This is a genomic window from Vibrio sp. D401a (assembly GCF_030248515.1).
GTDB classification, from domain to species: Bacteria; Pseudomonadota; Gammaproteobacteria; order Enterobacterales; family Vibrionaceae; genus Vibrio; species Vibrio rotiferianus.
Genome location: NZ_JAHGAI010000006.1, coordinates 161,360 through 180,205, shown reverse-complemented (window position 1 = coordinate 180,205; position 18,846 = coordinate 161,360). Strand labels below are relative to the sequence as shown.

Here is an 18,846-nt window from a genome sequence, read left to right as displayed (position 1 = left end):
GACCATATAATTAAGCCCAAGCAACGGCTGTTACTTGGGCTATCACTAAGAAACTCAAAAATTAAGGGTTATTGACCTAGTGCGGCTTCTGAGGAGACAAGAAGTTCTGAGTGAAATCTAATGCCTCTTTTGACAATGTCGTTTCAGGAGAACTGCCACTCACATTCGCACCATCAAGTTGCTCTGCGCTCTGTGGATCAAAAGTAGCATCACTCTGGATGACACCTTCCATTTCTTCATCATTTCCGGGCACTAACAAGTCTTCTTCATTTGGAAAATATGGTTCACGGCTATATACCTTATTCAGCGCACGTATAATCGAGTGCTTCTTAACAGCTCCAGAACTCAGCTTCCTTTGCAGCGGCTTTGCGATGGCTTGCAGTCCAACAACAACATCAACACCAATGTTAGCCGCAACCTTGTCTCGCAGAACTTTAGCAGGCTCATAACCAAAGCTAGCCGATAAGAATAGCCAAACATAGGCTATTGCACTCCCCGTTTTTCCATTGTCTTTCCAAGCCTCTCCTGCATGATACATGGCTTCTGCATTACCGCTTTCTGCAGCCCTTTCTAACCAATAGCACGCTTTTTGATGATTTTGCTCTACTCCCGTGCCATATAAATAGCACAATCCTACTTGCACTTTACCTTCAGGACTTTCTTCTTCTGCTGCTCGCATGTACCAGTAGAGAGCATCAGCTTCATTTCGAGCAAGGTTATCAGGAGACTTTTGCCAATCCCCCATATAAAGTATCGCCGGAATGCACTTCTCCTCGGCGGCTTCTTGTATTAGCTGCAATCCTTTAGGAATGTTTTTTTCCGTACCACGCCCGAAGATCAACGCTTTTCCTGTCGCAAACTTAGCTTCAACATCTCCCTCGACACCAGCAATCGCGATACGCCAAAAGTTGGCTTGCTCTTTCAGAATGACATCTTCACGCATTCGCTCACTCAAACGAACCACGCCGTACATCCCAGTAACATTGTCTAACTTTGCCGCTTTGTCATACCAGTAATAAGCCTTCTTGAGGTTTCCTCTCTCTGCCTCTTTCGCCAAAAACAGGATTGTCGGTATATGACCCGTTTCTGCTTTAAATTCCCGTTCTTTGATTTCTTGTTCGCGTGCCTTTTGCATAGCTCGACGATAAGCAGCTTCGCGAGCTTTCTTTTCAAGCTCTATGCGCTTTTTCCGCATCGACAGCGATATCATCCAGACAAAAATCAGAATAAGAGAAAGGCCAGTTGCACCAATAGCAATCCCCATGCTACTCATAGTTAGCCTCTTTTATATATCGGCTTAAACATACCCCAACAGGGCGCTTAAAATATCTCTTTATTATATAACGACCGTTTGATCAAAATCTGAAGTTTGAGACAGTAAAGGGACTGCTATCACTACGTAATTTGTAAATCTTTTTTCTACTTACAAATTAACCACTAAAAATTTATAGATCTCAATCACACTAATGGGGCTGAGTGATTCTCCTCCCTTATCATCCCCCTGCTCTACTCCTCACTTAATTTATGTATAGGCTTTGAGTCACACCTCTCATTATGTGTTGAGTTTAGTACTTATTTTGTGACCCAAACTCATACTGCGACTAAATTTTAACTTGCAAATAACTTAGCTGCCTGCATTCACATTTTGCTGATGCATCAGTGTATTAGCATTTACGTGCACATTTCCTCTAGAGCATCTCGCTCTGCCTACTTTCAGATTTTATAACAATGGATATGTAAACGTGGACAACAAAACATTCAAACTATCTACCGTTGCCAAAACCGTTCTACCGCTTCTGTCAATTGCGGTACTTAGCGGCTGTGGTAGCGACAGTTCTAGCGAAGAAAACAACAATTCCGGCCTGTACCCAGCTGGAGAAAATGAAGTCGTAATTTACTATAAACGCGACACTGCAGCAGCGGCTAGTGCAAGTGACTACGAAGGCTGGGGATTACACCTATGGAACGGCGAAGGCTGTACCAGTACCGATCTCGATGCGATGGGCATTGGCTCAGGCGGTACAGATTGGAGCGCTCCTCGCCCGTTTGATGGTATCAGCGATACCTATGGTGCTTACTATGTACTAAAAGTAAACCCAGATGCATCTGATCCCCATGAGTGTATGAACTTTATTCTTCACAAAGATAATGACAAAGCATTCGGTAGTGCCAACTCTAAAGTGGAGTTAACGAAAATTGGCGAGTCAAAAGGACTATTTGGCTTCCATGGTAGTAGCGAACTTTATTACGAACCAATTGAAGAGCGTCCAGTCGATATCGATGGCCAAAAAGCACATTGGTTAGACGCTGAAACCATCGCTTGGGAAGCAGCCAAAGATGCTGATTCAATCAAGCTGTTCTACAGCTTGAGCAACGATATAAAGATGGGTGAAGACAAAACGATTACTGGCGGCACTGCAGTTGAACTTACTAAGGTTGGTGAATTATCGGATGAGCTTAAATCGCGTTTCCGTCACCTTGCTGATTTAAAAGCCGCGGGTATCAGTGTGGATGCAGATATCCTCCACAAAATCCTAAAATCACAAATCGTGATGGTTGCTTACAATGCAAATGGCGATGTCACTGCGGCAACCGAAGTACAAAAACCAGGGGTTCTGGATGCGGTATTTGCAGACGCTGAAGCCGGTAACGCAATCGGGCAAGAGCTAGGGGCAATTGTTGAAGGAACGGCTGCGACATTCAAACTTTGGGCACCAACAGCTCAAGAAGTAGAACTGGTCCTTTATGATGAAAACCTAAACGAACAAGCGACAGTCGCTATGACAGAAGACCCTGCAACGGGTATCTGGGCTTCTGAGGTACAAAGCAATGTAGTAAATCAGTACTACCGCTACCAAGTGAAGGTCTACCACCCAACAACAGGTAAAATTGAAACTCGCCTAGTAACAGACCCTTACTCTTTGAGCTTATCTGAAAACTCTTTGTACTCTCAAGTTGTTGATCTCGATGACTCTAGCCTAAAACCTGCAGGTTGGGATAACTATGATCGCCCAACTGTGAAGAAAGACGAAGACCACGTACTGTACGAATCACACCTGCGCGATTTCAGCTTCAATGATAGTAAAGGTACAGCAAGCCTGAACGGCAAATACCTAGCCTTAACAGAAGCAGATCGTGAATCAGTATCTCACCTTCAAGCACTAAAAGACGCAGGTCTAACTACGCTGCATATCCTTCCTGCTTTTGACATCGCAACCGTAGATGAAAATGCAGAAAACCGTGTTGATATTACAGATACGGTAGGAAAACTCTGTGGTGTGAAACCGGAAGCAGCTGTTTGTGGTACAGAAGACAACGGCAAAGTGATCGAAGATCTGCTTAACAGCTACGATCCTTCGACAGGCGCAGCACAAGCTCTGATGAACGATCTACGCATGTTAGATAGCTTCAACTGGGGCTACGACCCATTCCACTACACTGTGCCTGAAGGCAGTTACGCAACCGATCCAAACGGTTCTAAGCGTATTCTTGAGTTCCGTGAAATGGTTCAAGCTACACACAAAATGGATCTAAAACTTATCATGGACGTGGTTTACAACCACACTAATGCATCTGGCGTAAATGATAAGTCTGTACTCGATAAGATCGTCCCTGGATACTACCACCGCCTAAACGTAAACACTGGTGGTGTTGAAAACTCTACTTGTTGTGACAACACAGCAACTGAGAACTTGATGATGGGTAAACTGATGGTTGACTCATTATTGATTTGGGCAGACGACTACAAAGTTGACGGTTTCCGATTCGACTTAATGGGCCACCAGCCAAAAGATGTGATGGTTTATGCACTGAAGAAAGTTCGTGAAATCGATCCTAACACCCTATTCTACGGTGAAGGTTGGGACTTTGGTGAAGTAGCAAACAACGCACGCTTCGACCAAGCAACCCAAATCAACATGGCAGGCACAGAGATTGGTACATTCTCTGACCGTCTACGCGATGCGGTTCGCGGTGGCAGCCCATTCGATGGTGGTGTAGATTCGGAAGGCAAACATCCTCTTCGTTTCAACCAAGGCTTTGGTAACGCAGCTTATCCAAACGAAGAAACTAAGACTGATGCAGATGCTGTTAATGGTCGTCTACATAACCAAGATCTCGTTCGTCTCGGCATGGCTGGTAACCTAGCAGAATACGTACTTCTAGATTACAAAGGCGAAACAAAACTTGGTAAAAACGTAGACTACAATGGTGCTCCTGCGGGCTACACTAAGATGCCTTCTGAGAATATCTCATACGTTTCTAAACATGATAACCAAACCCTATGGGACAACAACGCTTATAAAATCGCGACAGGTACAAGCTCTGCTGAGCGAGCTCGTATGCAGTCTGTATCGCTATCTACAGTGATGTTAGGACAAGGTATTCCATTCATCCACATGGGTTCTGAGTTACTTCGTTCTAAATCAATGCAGCGTGACTCTTACGACTCTGGTGATTGGTTCAACCGTGTTTTCTTCGACGGAAGCGATAACAACTGGAACGTTGGTCTACCTCGTGAAGACAAAGACGGTGCGAACTGGGAACTGATCAAGAAGATCATCGACGATGCAAGTGCAATGCCTGATAAAGATGATATCGAGCTAACTAAGCAACAATTCCTAGAACTACTGAAAATCCGTAGTACAAGCGAACTGTTCCGCTTAGATACCGCTCAAGACGTGATGAACCGTGTAGACTTCCGCAATGTTGGTGACAACCAAGTTGAAGGTCTAATCGTTATGTCGATTGATGACGGCACATCTGCTGGTGCAGATTTGGATCCTAACTACGATGCAATCGTAGCGGTAGTTAACTCGACATCTACAGCTCAATCCTTCACTGTGAAAGGCGCTGCGGGCTTCGAACTGCATGAAGTTCAGAAAAACTCGACAGATGACATCGTGAAAAGCGCGAGCTTCTCTGGTGAGACATTCACAGTACCAGCACTAACTACAGCGGTATTTGTTCAACCACAAGCAGGTGCACAAGGTGCTGGCCTACCTGTAAATACTGACAACAAAGATGTATCAAGCATTCCTCCTTATGGAGAAACCAAAGTTTATGTTCGTGGTGATATGAACGGCTGGCAACCAGTAGCAGATTGGGAAATGTCATTTATCGGTAACGGTATTTACTCGTTAACTGGTGTACTTGAAGCTGGGGACTACGGTTTTAAATTCGCAGATGATAATTGGGGTACACCTAACTTTGGCTGCCACAACTCGGACCAATCATCTAGTTCTGTAGATCTAGGCAAAGAGGAAAACTGTAAACTGAAGGTCACTGAAACAGGTAAATACACGTTTATTTTAAACGCTGTACACGAGCAAAATAACTCTGCAGACAAGCCAATTGTGTCAGTGACTAAAGCTGCTGACGCACCAACATTTGGTGAAACTGCGCTTTATCTACGTGGCACTATTACGACTTGGGATACTCCAGCAACGGACTCTCCAGCGAAATTTAGCTATGAGGCAGCCGATGTCTACTCATTAGATATGGACTTCAAAGCAGGTAGCTACCAAATGAAAATCGCTTCTGCAGACTGGAATGCAAACGAAGGAAACACTAACTTTGGTGGCACTTCAGGTAGTTCGATTGAGCTCGGTTCAGGCTTTAAAATGGCCGCAGGTGGTGGAAGCTCAGATATTGCTATCACGCTACCTGAAGATGGAAGCTACAACTTCCACTTCAATGCAGCAGACAAAGCAGCTCCAATCGTAACTGTAACGAAGAACTAATACAGTAGGCGCAATCATGTGCTAGTTTGGGGAGGTTAATACCTCCCCTTTTTTGTTCTCTAAAAAAGCCGCCAAGCTAATCTGTTTAACTTAAGCGGCTTTCGTGTTCTTAATGGTTGAGGGTTAATTGCCCCAAATCATCTCAACAAACTCAGGGTGGTCGATAAACGGATTGCGGTTTCCTTGAAACTCAAATACTTGTTGGTTACGACTCACTTCTTTTGCGCTAACAGGATCATTCTTATGCCAACGCTTAAGCATGCTTAGCATCCACGGTTCAAATACTGTCGTGCTGTTACCATTGAGAACCGCATCAGAGCTACTGGAGTTCGCCTCCCAGTTACCAATAACGTTTTCATAGCGTGTTGCCATGTAGAAATACGCACGCGCAAAGTCTCCTTTAAATTCGTCTATCGGCTCAAATACTGTACCTGAGTAGCCCAAAGACGCGCTCGCCAAACCTAATTTTGAGCCATTACTAGAAATGTAAGTGCTGCTACCAACCTCACCAAATGGCCAATTACTACGCTTCGCATTAACATAGCCATCCGTTGCAAACAGGTGGTGGCCATCAGAGTTCATTGGCTCTACCTTGCCACCAAACCAGCTTTTCGGGAATGAGTGTTCTCGGTTGTAGCAATCTCCCTCTTTACTGTATTGACCACATTGGTCTGTGACTTTAGTGAAACTAACCGTGTCATTGCCTAGCGGCTTTTCCGAATACATATCAAGAATCGAACCATCTTTTTCATAATAGTTATCCAGATCCGCATCTTTCACCAAGGTCCAAATCGCCGAGTAACCTCGCCCCGTGTGGTTATTGATGATATTGAACAGTGCTGTTTTCAATGCAAAGCCAGTTTTGCCCTCTGCCGCTTTGTAATATTCCCCAACCACGGGTGGCGTGGTTGTCTCACCAAGGGTGAAATTGGTGGTTTGCGATTGAGTAAACTCACCACCTGATGCTAGCGTTTCTTGACCTAACATCAAGACGTATGAGCCGTTACCGCTACTACAGCAAATACCATCACCATAGCTATCATTGATGGTAAATTGATAATCGCCATCCGCTAGGCACATGGTTTTTTCATAGGTTTTAGAGGAATCGAAACCTTGACCAAAGAACAGTACTTTTGATTGGTTGTCCTTCAGTTCCCAGCTAGTCTCTGAGCCATAACTGTCAGTCGTTAAAGTCAATAGGATTTCATTGTCGTTGCAACTTTCAACTGGAGGCTGAGTACCACCACTATCTTGGTTCGGTAGAAAGTTATCAATGAACACCACTTCTGAGCCATCAAAGCCCGATTCATCATAGAACCTTAGACCGACATTAATGGTTTTATTTGATGATGCGGTATAACTGTGTGTTAACTGCTGCCATTGATTAGTTTGGTTGGGGTTCGTGTAACCATGGTATCCATCGACGATCAGACGCGCTTTAACATTACCTTCAGTGTGATAAACAGAAACTGAAAATGGGTAAGTTTTTCCTTGCTCCACATTAATGGTTTGCAAAAAATCGGTGTTACTTTGTGTCCCCGTATTCACGACCACTTGTGCGGCTAAACCACCAGACTGAACTTGATTACTGGTAGGAGATACTGCAATACCAGAATCAATCACCGTCCACTGGGTTGGCGTATTGCCACTCCACTGTTCGAAGTCACCGTTAATGACATCACTGTAGGCAAATGGAGAGCAAAGCAAAGGTAGAATAAAGAGGGGTTTCGCTATGGATTTCATTATAATTTTCCATTAGTTATATAAATCCACGAAAAGATAAACATAACGGTTACGTATAAATAAGCGTCAAATCACAATTTTACGTTGCATGAATGTGAATATTCTCATTCTCGTGCAGAACATCTCACAAACTGCGTACTGTTTATGACGAAAGATAACAACAATTGTTCGATATAAAACAGAAGGATAACGGAGTAAAAAAGCCAAGTGAGTGCCTATGGGGGTCAGCAGCTGCACTTGGCTTTGGAGCGAGAAGTTGATTTTATTTAGCGCTTGGCGTCACCTTAAAGAAGCGTCCCTGTAAAGAAGACATTGGGATCAGGTATTGCCCATTGCTTGGTGTGATTTGTTGGTTTGTCATTAAATCTATCAGCGCTTGATTGCTGCCGACTTGTGACTCTGTTAGCACAATATTGCGCGCGCTCTCAAGCGTATTGAGTGCAAACAATACTTGGTCATCACCAGACTTTTTCAAATCCACATAACTGCCATTGCTCGCGACCAAGTTAGTACGAGAGCCTTGGTATAAAGCAGGGTGAGCAGCACGCTTATTCATCAATGACTTCACGTAGTTTTTCAAATCAACTTGATTAGCGTCTAAGGTTGCCGTTATTCCTTCAATCTTTGCGCTGCTGCGAGCAACATGGTCATCACACACACCTCTAATAGCACAGGTGTTGTTGTCTTCTTTTGCGGCAAAGCCATCAACTTGGTCACCAATTTCATCACCGTAGTAAAGAGTGATTGGCCCGGTATAAGCGGCTTGGAAAGCAAAAGCTGCTTTATGGCGTAGCCAGTATTCCGCATCATTCACATCAGCCAAGCCGCCTCGTTGCAACAAATCACCAAAGCGAACTAAATCGTGATTACCAATCATCAAGTTTGGCTGAGCATGAGCTGGGTACTGATTGTGGGTTTGATAGCCATTGTCTAGCCAATCAACACCTCGCCCACCAACACCACTCTCGTTCACTGCAAGTGTTTCCAAGATACGATAGCGCATTGGGAAGTCAAACGCTGAGCATAATGCGGGGTCATCGGCAGAACCGTACGCCTCACTCGCAATATCAGACTCGCCCTTCCAGACTTCTGCCACCATGTAGCCTAATGGGTTCACTTGTTTGCCATCAGCATTGGTATAAGTGACATTTTGTGAGGCTTCATCCACTGCTTTACGAATTTTCGTCCAAGCATCTGTTGGTACTTGATACGCTTGATCCAAACGCCAACCATCAATTTTCAGCTCTTTCACCCAATAGGTAGCAACTTCTTTATAAAAATCTAAGCTTGCAGGGTAATCGACTGGGTTGCTCGCACCTGAAGGTAGTAAACCCGATGGCGATGGTTTGATTAACCCATTTTTATGGTGACCAAACACACCATCAAAGAAGACATACAAGCCACGCTTGTGAGCTTCATTAACTAACGTTCGCGCGGTTTCCAAATCGCCAAAACGGGGATCAATTTTGAAATAGTCTGTCGCGAAATATCCTGTAGCATCCAAACGATCCGCCCAATGATCTTGGCCATCAATGGCTTCAGACTCAAAAATTGGTGTTAGCCAAATCGCGTTTATGCCTAAGTCTTGTATATAGTCGAGTGAATCAATAATACCTTGTAAGTCGCCATTGTGATGGCTGGTCCCATAACCCGTGCCGTGGCCAATACTCGAGTCTCCATCAACAAAGCTTTCAACCATGATCTGATACATGCGAAGTTGATTACTTTGTTCCTTGATGGTCGTTTGACAGGCATAGCTCGTATCAGGCAATGGAGTATTATTGTTATCATCTCCACCGGAAGAATTACAAGCTGATAGCGCTCCAACCACACTTAATGCCAACAACGTTTTATATAACGATACCTTATAGCGGATATTATTCATAAAACTCTCCCAAAACAAAAATAAACCCCTGCACGTATTCCATGCAGGGGTTAATAAATAAATAATAACTTTTAAATAACTAAATGGAATATTATTGGCACTTATTTACCATCACATGAAGAGGCTTGCCTTTACCTTCAAACTGAAGGCTCCATACATATTTACCATCTTCTTTTATTTCAACAACAGTATCTGTTCCGTAGCCACCAAATGTTAGTGGCGTTAACTCGCCTACATTCATGCGATTGCCTTTTGCAGTAAACTGAGGGAACCACAACTCTGTCGCATACTGCATTTTGTAAGAACCTACTTTTTCTTCGGTTACTACCTGATAAAAGTTGTTTCCTTTATAAGAGTACTGGCGCTGAGGTACATGTTTCCAATCTGAATCAGCAAATGTGCCTACTACAAATAATGGTTTCGAGATCGGTCCTTTTACTGCACTATCAGGGTTATCACAAGCCGCCATGAAAGCCACAACTTCGTCTTGTGACATATTTACAATAGACTCAGCAGCAGCTTCTGGTTCAGAGGTTGATTGGCAACCCACAAGGGCAACAAGTAAAGCAGCAGCAAGCGAAGACTTCATCATGTTCATTTTCACGTTAATTCCTTTTTAATAATAGAAAGTAAATAACCGCCAAATAAGATCGTGATATATATTAAATATCCCACTTAAATATAAAGAGTAATATTATGTAAGTTACTTAGGCAATTTACTTTGATGGTTTCAATTATTTCCTAATCAACGTAAGTTAAGGTTAGGAACATTATTTTTATTATTGATCTATAAAATATAAAACACAAAGTAAAACAAATAATTTTGTGAATAAGTTAACTATATGTAGGGGTGTATTTTCATTGAATAAAATACTATAAAAAAGGCCAGCATAATGCTGACCTTTTTTATTCAATTATTTGGTATTCACTGCTTTAACAAACACTTCTTGCGCACCTTCAATACCTAGCTCTTTTGCTTCATCAAGTAGTGTGAGAGCTTTCGGAATATCGTTTGCTGCTACTGCCGCTTTGATTGACTTATGGTAGTAACTTGTTAAATCCGTACCTTGAGGAATATTGTCGTTTTTCGCAACAATCTTAGTATTTACGATGTCATTCGCAGAGACTGAAAAGCGGAATTGACCAAGTGGGCTGTGTTTCGCTTGCGGATCAGCAATGTCAGGCGGCTGAGTATGTCGCGCCATCGCGAATACTTTAGCAGGATGCAGAATTTGAGTGCTGCCTTTTAGATCAGATGAGGTAGTGTAGATCAATACATGCAGCTCATCACCTGTCATGTCTGGAATTACATTGAGATCAAGTACAAACTTATCATCATCGAGTAATTTTGCTGGTTCATACTTAAACTGTGAGAAATCTGCTTGGTAGATAGTTTCGCCACGGGAGTTTATTACTGCAACGTTTGGCGCGTAAAACTGCAATTCTTTGCTTACGAACGTCTCAAGTTTAATATCAAGACTGCCGCGGTTACCTGGAAGTGCAAATGCTGCGATTGCGCCAGCACTTTCTCCATTTAGAAGCATCTGGCTTTTATCAGTCAAAGCAAACTCAGTAACTAAAGGTACTTCAACGGGAATCCATTGAATATCACTCGATTGAGTAATCACCTGTTGTTGACCGCTTGGACTCATTTCTACTTGCTCGATAGTAGAACAGCCTGTAGCCAACATTCCCAGTATCACGGGAGCAAGCCATTTTTTCATTACCGTTAACCTCAACTCTTCTTGTTTTTAAAATAAATACAGCCAGAGAAATTCTGGCTGTATCATTCTAGGACAATTTAGGACTTAAATGGTCAGATGATTACCACCAAGCTTCAGCTTGTACACCGAATTGGAAAGAGTCTTCAGAGCGGCCACTGTCAAACACTTTCATGCCATTGTCGTAGTCACTTGTTAGGTAAGAAGCGTATAGGCGGATTTCAGGACGAGCCCAGAAGCTAGAGCCTGCAGACCATGCTTGTGCCACTGTAAACTTACCAAATTTGTTCTCTGTACCATCTGTGTCATCGATAGCGTAACCCGCTTCGAAGATAGTTTTGTGGTTGTCATCCCATTTGTAAACAGGGCGCACAACAGCTGACATAGTTTCATGTTTGTCCATGCCAGACCACATTTCTTCACCAACACCGTATACTAACTGGTGCATCATTTCCCAGTTTTCACCCATGCCAATCACACCCCAGTTGATCAGACGGTAACCTGATGCGCCATCTTTTGCTTCAGCGCCGTACCAGCTACCATCACCGTAGAATGCGAAAATTTTAGAGTAACCTTCAGTACCGTATTGGAATACAGTTTTGTTAAAGCCAGAATCTAGACCTTGAGTTAACTCAGCTGTAAACATTACACCGTCTTTTGCATCTTTAGCAGCTGCAGAAGCAGATTCTGTTTCATTAACCATCGCGTAATCTAGGCCAACTTCTAGAGAACCGTTTTCCCATACAGGAAGACCAGCGTAACGAACATCGAACGTGTTTACGTTAACAGCGTCACCTGTCTGCCAAGGCACGCTTGATACGTTACCTTCGTCAGGAGTTGCACCCATATCATTTCGGTCGTTACGTACCCATGCAACAGATAGTTTACCAGGGCCAGCTTCTACGTTTTCAATACCAGCACCTGCGCCAGAGATGTTCCAGTAGTAGAAATCTGAAAGATGAACGTCATGACGTTGGTAGAATCGTTTACCTGCCCACAGCGTAGCTTCTGGAGCGAAATCTAGAACGCCTTTCGCTTGAACGTTAAACTGACGAAGTGCAAATTGCGCGTCATCAGTACATTTAACTGCATCACCTGCGTCGTTTAGACCACAGTTTGTAGAAGTGCTCTCCCAGTCGTTCGAACCGTTAGAAGTCATTGCAAACATAGAGTCTACGTAGAACGTTTTACCGTTGTTGTTGTATACTTCTTTACCTAGTTGAATCTCACCGTAAACATCGCCTTCGTTACCTAGACGACCGATTTTGTTCTTTTCAAATGTAACCTGTTGGCCACCGTCAGCACTTACACCAACGCCAGCACGCATGTAACCATGGAAATCCACCGCGAAAGCAGAACCAGCAGCTAAAGTTGCAGCTACAGCAGCAGCAATTGCACTTACTTTTTTCATTCTTAACTCCATTAAGGGTATTTATAATTCTGTCTTCCCTGCTCTCTCTCTTGGTGTTATAGGCAGTAAAAACCACCAAAAGAAAAAGAGGTAAGATGGGAACAAGTCCCCGTTTGTTTCAACAGTCTTAAGGTTACCCAAGGCGTACAAGGATGACTTCCTCCACCCCAAACTAATTTAGGGGGGATGAGAAGGGATGAGAGAAATTACCGAATGGTGTTTTTTCGAGTCAGATCACCAATCTAGGGAGGAATTAGTAAGTTTATTCTGTTTTAGGTCACTACAAAGTGATATCCATTTCATATTTTTGCAAAATATGGGTAGTAGAAAGTAATTAAATTACATTTATATTTTTGTCGTTGAGGTGGTTGACCTTAGTAAGACAAAGTTTTTTACTTATAGTTTCTTAAAGGTAGCAATAAAATTAAAAAAAGATTCCCTAATGACAAAATTTCACTCTCGCCCGTACCCACTTGGCGCAACTTTGAATACTGCAGGTTGTAACTTTTCAATTCACGCGCCAAACAGCAAAGACATCAAGCTCGCTTTGTTTTCTAGTGAGAGCGAATACACTTTGCACGACCTACCCAATGAATACGCCGGTATTCGCCATACCTTTATCCCAGGCATCAAGCTCGGGCAAAAATATGGGTACGTCGTAACGCATAAAGACCAACCTTTGTTAATTTCCGACCCTTACGCAAAATCCATTGATAAAGCTCTCCACTATCAACCTCCCTTCTCTCCAGCCAAAAGTTTTGATATGCCTAAGTGTGTGGTTATTGAAGATGAATTTGACTGGCAAGACACGGAACACCCACGCATTCCCAGAGAAGAGATGACGCTATTCGAAACACACGTAAAGGGATTAACGAAGCAACATCCTGAAGTAAAAAGCGAAGAGCGAGGTCGTTATTTAGGCTTAGTGTCTCCAGAAATGCTAGCCTTCTACAAGCAGCAAAATATCAACACTCTGCAATTGTTGCCGATTGCAGCCTGTATGCATGAGCCACATCTGTTAAAGATGGATAAGGTGAACTACTGGGGTTATAACCCATACTTGTTTATGGTGCCGGATCCACGCTATGCAGAAAAAGATGCCGTAACGGAACTGAAAACCACCATACGAGAACTGCATAGGCACGGCATTGAAGTAATTTTAGACGTGGTTTACAACCACACCGCTGAAGGAGGCGAGGGCTCCACTGTCTTCAACCTAAAAGCGCTCGATCCTCGCTTTTATATTAAACATGGCCAGCACTTCGCAAACTATACAGGCTGTGGCAACACGGTAGATCTAACATACCAGCCGGCACTAAATCTTGTCATGGATACTCTGCGCTACTGGGTGAGCGAGTTTAAAGTCGACGGTTTCCGCTTTGACTTGGCAGCAACACTTGGTCGCCAAGGTGATGACTACAACCCTGAAGCCGCTTTCTTTAAATCCGTAGCGCAGGATCCAATATTGCGTGAAACCAAGCTGATTGCAGAGCCTTGGGATATCGGCCCTAACGGATACCAAGTCGGTAATTTTCCATTTGGTTGGAACGAATGTAACGACAAACTGCGCGACATCTCACGCAGCTTTTGGCGAGGAGATCAGGGCTACCTGAAGGAATTTGCAACTCGTTTAATGGGCTCTCGTGACATCTACAGTGCAGCAAACTGGCCTTATAAACTCACCGTCAACTACATCACGTATCACGACGGCTTCACCTTGCAAGATCTTGTGTCTTACAAACAGAAGCACAACGAAGCCAATGGCGAAGAGAACCGCGACGGCCACGGTGACAACCGCTCAGAGAATTACGGTGTCGAAGGCGAAACTGACAGCCTAATGGTCATTGCTACGCGTGAAAAACAAAAGCGCAATTTAATGGCAAGTTTACTCTTTGCATTTGGAATTCCGCATATCCTGACTGCAGACGTACTCTCACATACACAAGGTGGTAATAACAACGCCTATTGCCAAGATAATGAAACCAGTTGGCTAGATTGGACGTCATCGGAACGTAAACAACACTTCAAGACGTGGATGTCACAAATGGTCGCCAACCGAAACCAATATATGGTGCCTTTCATTCGTGCGTTCAGTGGTGAGAATCGCAATAACAACCGCATCTTTTGGCGCCGCATTGATGGCACCTTGATGGAGCATGACGATTGGAACCGATTGAGCTCAGTTGCTTTACATTTGGGAATTGGCAAAGATGGAGAAGAGCTTGTTTACCTGATCAACCAAACCAATGTCCCTGCTCGCTTTAAACTTCCAAATGACCGAGATCAGGAATGGGTAACGATTTGTGATACTAACGTTCGTAACCTAAATCCTGAACATGCTGAAGGTGAAGTACTCTTGTCTCCAACCTCTATGGCTATTCTTCATTTTCAGCCATAATACTCAACATCATGATACTACTTACGCGCCCAGACTCAGATCTGGGCGCTTTTCTAACGCATTCTCAGATATAGAGTTTTCTTTCTGTTATTAAACACACCATACGCATTGTTATGAGCATGAAATAAGTCTACTATTGGCAGCCAAATCACATTATAAAACAACGTTATTTGGCATGGCTTTTCCTAAACTATTAATACGCATACTACGGCCCTACTTGGTCATTCTCGCGGGCTTAATGATCTATTTAGCTCATTCGCAGTTTGTTGACTCTGAAACAATGGTTTATCGTCAGTCTCAGACAAACCTGATTACTGCTGATAGGCTTATCCGCTCGCAAATTGAAGCTACCTTCAGTAAATTCTATCTATTAGAAAGAGCATTGCGGGCTAACAATAACAACTTACAGAGCGACGATTTTCTAGCATTAAGCGATGGCATCCTCGATTACTCTCCTCAATACTCAAACATCTTATTCATTAAAAGTGACGGAGAGGTAGCTTACGACTTATCCAAGCAAGTAGCCCTAGCAGATACCTCTCATATCAATTGGCACAAACTCGATACCATCAGTGACAATTTCTATATTTCTTCTTTATATCCCAATCTAAAACAGGAATGGGTATTTGCAGTTAAACATGTTCTGCCAAATTCTAACGCCCAGTTATGGATAGAATTCAATCTCCTGCACTCTACCCAACAGTTAAGAGGTTTGAAGACATTAAGCAAGGGCTATGTCTTTGTGGTAGATAGAGACACAGGACGCCTTGTATTTCACCCAAACCCTAGCCGTATTGGCGATAAATCCATTAGCTTTCACGGCGGTATACATGAGAAAGTTGCTAGCGGGCTTCTATTTGGCAAGCATGAGTATTACTACCAAGATCACTTCAAGGTTTCAGTTTTTGATGCTGACAATTCGTTAAACTGGGTGTTTGTTGCTGGCACAGATCGAGCCGATATCTTAAGCAGTAGTTACCAGTTTACTCTCACTGCCGCCGTGATAGCGTCCCTCTTAGCACTTGCTATCATTATTAATTACCTCACATACCAACTGCATTTATCACTAGCTAAACTAAACAGTGCTAAGAATATTGGTGAGTTCAAGACCCGACTTAAAAGCGTTCTTCACCGCTTCTGTTTTGATCGAGGCATACAGTTCTGCGTTTACGATAGTATTAATCACGGCTTTTATACCCTTGATTACCACGGCAATAAGAAACTCACCCTATCTGATGCCAAACTAGCGGCAAGCTTTTCTCAGTCATCAATATCCTATCGAAGTAAAAAGTACTCGGATGTACTGGCTCAGAAACTCAAAGTTCATGGAAACCACTATTGCATTCCATTGTTTGATGGTCAGGAGTTACTGGCTGTCACTTATGTCTGCTGTCGCTTTCCGACTTACAAATGTATTCTCAACTTAATCCAAAACTATGCACAAATCGCGTTAGCAAACCTAAAGTTACATGACCGTTTACGTCATCAAGATCCAATGACACAGCTAGAGAACAAAGCGTGTCTGGCAAAAAAAGTTGCTCGAGAACTTGGCAATGAGAACCGCTTCATTGCGATGATTGATATTGATAACTTCAAGTACATCAATGATAAGTATGGTCATCCCGTTGGTGACTTAGTGATTCAAAAAACAGCCGAAGTAATGCGGGACAATTTCCCTAAGCCAAAGGGAATTTGCTTAGCGCGCTATGGCGGTGAAGAGTTTGCAGTTGTATTCCAAGCCAATGATGAGTTTGATGCTAAGCACCAGCTTGATGGTTTCCTGACGACATTGCAACGGAGCCATTTATCCCTTGGCTGCGGTGATGTCCGATTTACGGCAAGTGTCGGATTTACACCATTAGAAACTAGCTACCATCATGTGGTGGAGCAAGCTGACAAAGCACTTTATCAAGCAAAAAGATTGGGCAAGAATCGCGTCTGCCACCTAAAAGCAGCATAATGCTTTTCTTCTCCAAGGACACTCAGCCAGAACAGACATCGTTCTGGCTTTTTTCTGTTTTCTATTCCCTTCCTAAGCGATAAACAACTCATCTAGGGAGCCTTTATAGCGCCCTTCCTAGCAAAACCTCCTATTTGGTAACGCTTAGCGTTACTTTTAGTCTTGTGCGCTATGACTTGTTGCGCATTGATGGTGACGTTCGTTTGACTCAGGCAATCTTCCTCTCAACCAAGGCTCATCCCAACAACCAAAACCAGAGCCAAGATACCATTTTTGAGAGTCACGACTATGAAAGCCATCAAATCAATCATCACCGCACTACTGTTTACATCGACACTTTCTGGGTGCGTTTCAACGCCCGGTCACTATCGTTTGGCACCCAACGTTCGTCCTACCTTGATGAATGCCAATATCAACGTTCAGCCACTGGTCAACACGGCGCTCTCCGTTGGTAAGGTCGTATTACCTTATGCGATATCAGCGGGACACGCTTACGTTAATAGGCCTTATGTCCTGTTGCGATAGCCACACCAAATTCATACTGTTCACACCAACAAAAAAGCCGATGCTTATCAGTGCATCGGCTTTCTATGTTGATTAAACTTGTTTAACTTATTATTCGCAAGGCGGCGCTAGGTGGATCAAAGCCAATCCACCCAGTGACGTCTCGCGGTATTTCTTGTTCATGTCTTTGCCCGTTTGATACATGGTTTCAATCACCTTATCCAACGAGATCAAACATTTACTGTTACGCTTTAATGCCATGCGAGATGCATTGATCGCTTTCATTGCGCCCATTGCATTACGCTCAATACACGGTACTTGCACTAAGCCACCAATTGGGTCACAAGTCATGCCTAGTGAGTGCTCCATGGCGATCTCGGCCGCAATACAAATTTGCTCATTGCTACCACCACGCAGCGCGGTCAAGCCAGCTGCCGCCATGGAAGAAGACACGCCGACTTCACCCTGACAACCTACTTCGGCACCCGAAATAGACGCATTAGTTTTGTACAAGATGCCAATCGCACCGGACACAGCAAGGAAGTCTTTAAGCTGTTTAGTATCAAGCTCTTTGATGAAGCGATGGTAGTACATCAATACCGCAGGAATCACACCCGCCGCACCATTAGTTGGCGACGTTACGACTTGTCCACCAGCGGCGTTTTCTTCACTCACAGCAAAAGCAAACAGGTTAATCCAATCCATGATTTCCATTGGATCGTTTTCAATCGCTACATTTGCTTCAAGCTTCTTCAGCAAGTTTGGCGCACGGCGGGTCACATTCAAACCGCCATCCAAGATACCTTCAGTCTCGAAACCACGCTCCATGCAACGCGTCATCACACGCCAGATCTGTTCTGCACGTTGATTGATGGCTTCCATATCCTGAAACGCTTGTTCGTTTTTCAGAATCATGCCGCCAAGGCTCATGCCGTTCTTCTCTGCCTGTGCCAACATTTCGTCCGCACTGGAGAATGGAAACTCAACTTCTACGGGTGAAGTCGCGCTGCCATTTTGCAGTTCATCCGCCGTTGCGATGAACCCACCACCGATAGAGTAGTAAGTTTCAAACCCAACCTGATTGCCATGCGCATCTAACGCAGTAATCGTCATGCCATTCTCATGCAGAGGAAGGTTCTCTTCATGGAACAACATGTCCGTTTTGTAGTTGAATTCGATTTCATGACGGCCATCGACAGACATCATGCCCTCTTCAATCGCCTTGCGCATCGCTTTGTTCGCAGAAGCGATTTTGATGGTATCTGGTTTGTTACCCAACAGACCCAAAATGGTTGCACGGTCAGTATGGTGACCAATCCCCGTTAACGAGAGTGAGCCGTATAAATCGACTTGAATACGAACCACTTTTGCCAAGTTCGATTCAATCAAACGAGTGAAGTGGTAACCCGCGATCATTGGACCATTAGTGTGAGAGCTAGAAGGGCCCACACCAATCTTGTAAATATCAAAGATGGACAGCATA

General features: G+C 43.7%; 11 protein-coding genes. 4 read left to right on the top strand and 7 right to left on the bottom strand.

Going from position 1 to position 18,846, the window contains the following annotated elements; translation table 11 throughout:
* Positions 1-76: 76 nt before the first annotated feature.
* Positions 77-1,273 carry a tetratricopeptide repeat protein gene (locus KIV41_RS03860; RefSeq protein ID WP_285335730.1) on the bottom strand — a complete coding sequence of 399 codons (1,197 nt, stop codon included), beginning with the start codon at positions 1,271-1,273 and terminating at the stop codon, positions 77-79.
* Positions 1,274-1,742: 469 nt separating this feature from the next.
* On the opposite strand from KIV41_RS03860, the gene pulA reads away from it, so the two are divergent.
* Positions 1,743-5,741 carry a pullulanase-type alpha-1,6-glucosidase gene (gene pulA / locus KIV41_RS03855; RefSeq protein ID WP_285335729.1) on the top strand — a complete coding sequence of 1,333 codons (3,999 nt, stop codon included), beginning with the start codon at positions 1,743-1,745 and terminating at the stop codon, positions 5,739-5,741.
* A gap of 123 nt (positions 5,742-5,864) precedes the next feature.
* Here the strand turns inward: pulA and KIV41_RS03850 are convergent, their stop codons facing one another.
* From KIV41_RS03850 to KIV41_RS03830, 5 genes are all read right to left on the bottom strand, one after another.
* Positions 5,865-7,484 (bottom strand): endonuclease, encoded by a 1,620-nt coding sequence (locus KIV41_RS03850; protein ID WP_285335728.1) that lies wholly within the window; start codon positions 7,482-7,484, stop codon positions 5,865-5,867.
* Positions 7,485-7,746: 262 nt separating this feature from the next.
* Positions 7,747-9,369, bottom strand: a complete 1,623-nt coding sequence (locus tag KIV41_RS03845) for an alpha-amylase family glycosyl hydrolase (protein ID WP_285335727.1) — start codon at positions 9,367-9,369, stop codon at positions 7,747-7,749.
* Between the two features lie 91 nt (positions 9,370-9,460).
* Positions 9,461-9,967 carry a hypothetical protein gene (locus KIV41_RS03840; protein WP_010450585.1) on the bottom strand — a complete coding sequence of 169 codons (507 nt, stop codon included), beginning with the start codon at positions 9,965-9,967 and terminating at the stop codon, positions 9,461-9,463.
* 316 nt (positions 9,968-10,283) lie between these two features.
* Complete coding sequence (locus KIV41_RS03835) at positions 10,284-11,093, bottom strand: MalM family protein (RefSeq protein ID WP_138955509.1); 810 nt, start codon at positions 11,091-11,093, stop codon at positions 10,284-10,286.
* 100 nt (positions 11,094-11,193) lie between these two features.
* Positions 11,194-12,501: a maltoporin gene (locus tag KIV41_RS03830; protein WP_285335726.1), complete on the bottom strand. Its 1,308-nt coding sequence runs from the start codon at positions 12,499-12,501 to the stop codon at positions 11,194-11,196.
* A 442-nt stretch (positions 12,502-12,943) separates the two neighbouring features.
* On the opposite strand from KIV41_RS03830, the gene glgX reads away from it, so the two are divergent.
* From glgX to KIV41_RS03815, 3 genes are all read left to right on the top strand, one after another.
* Positions 12,944-14,899, top strand: coding sequence for a glycogen debranching protein GlgX (gene glgX / locus KIV41_RS03825; RefSeq protein WP_285335724.1), 1,956 nt, complete (start codon positions 12,944-12,946; stop codon positions 14,897-14,899).
* Positions 14,900-15,137: 238 nt separating this feature from the next.
* Positions 15,138-16,859: a diguanylate cyclase domain-containing protein gene (locus tag KIV41_RS03820; protein WP_285335723.1), complete on the top strand. Its 1,722-nt coding sequence runs from the start codon at positions 15,138-15,140 to the stop codon at positions 16,857-16,859.
* A 273-nt stretch (positions 16,860-17,132) separates the two neighbouring features.
* Entirely contained in the window at positions 17,133-17,384 is a 252-nt protein-coding gene (locus KIV41_RS03815) for a hypothetical protein (protein ID WP_231572013.1), read from the top strand.
* Between the two features lie 90 nt (positions 17,385-17,474).
* Here KIV41_RS03815 and KIV41_RS03810 read toward each other — a convergent pair whose 3' ends face one another.
* Positions 17,475-18,845, bottom strand: coding sequence for an L-serine ammonia-lyase (locus tag KIV41_RS03810; RefSeq protein WP_285335722.1), 1,371 nt, complete (start codon positions 18,843-18,845; stop codon positions 17,475-17,477).
* Position 18,846 lies beyond the last annotated feature (1 nt).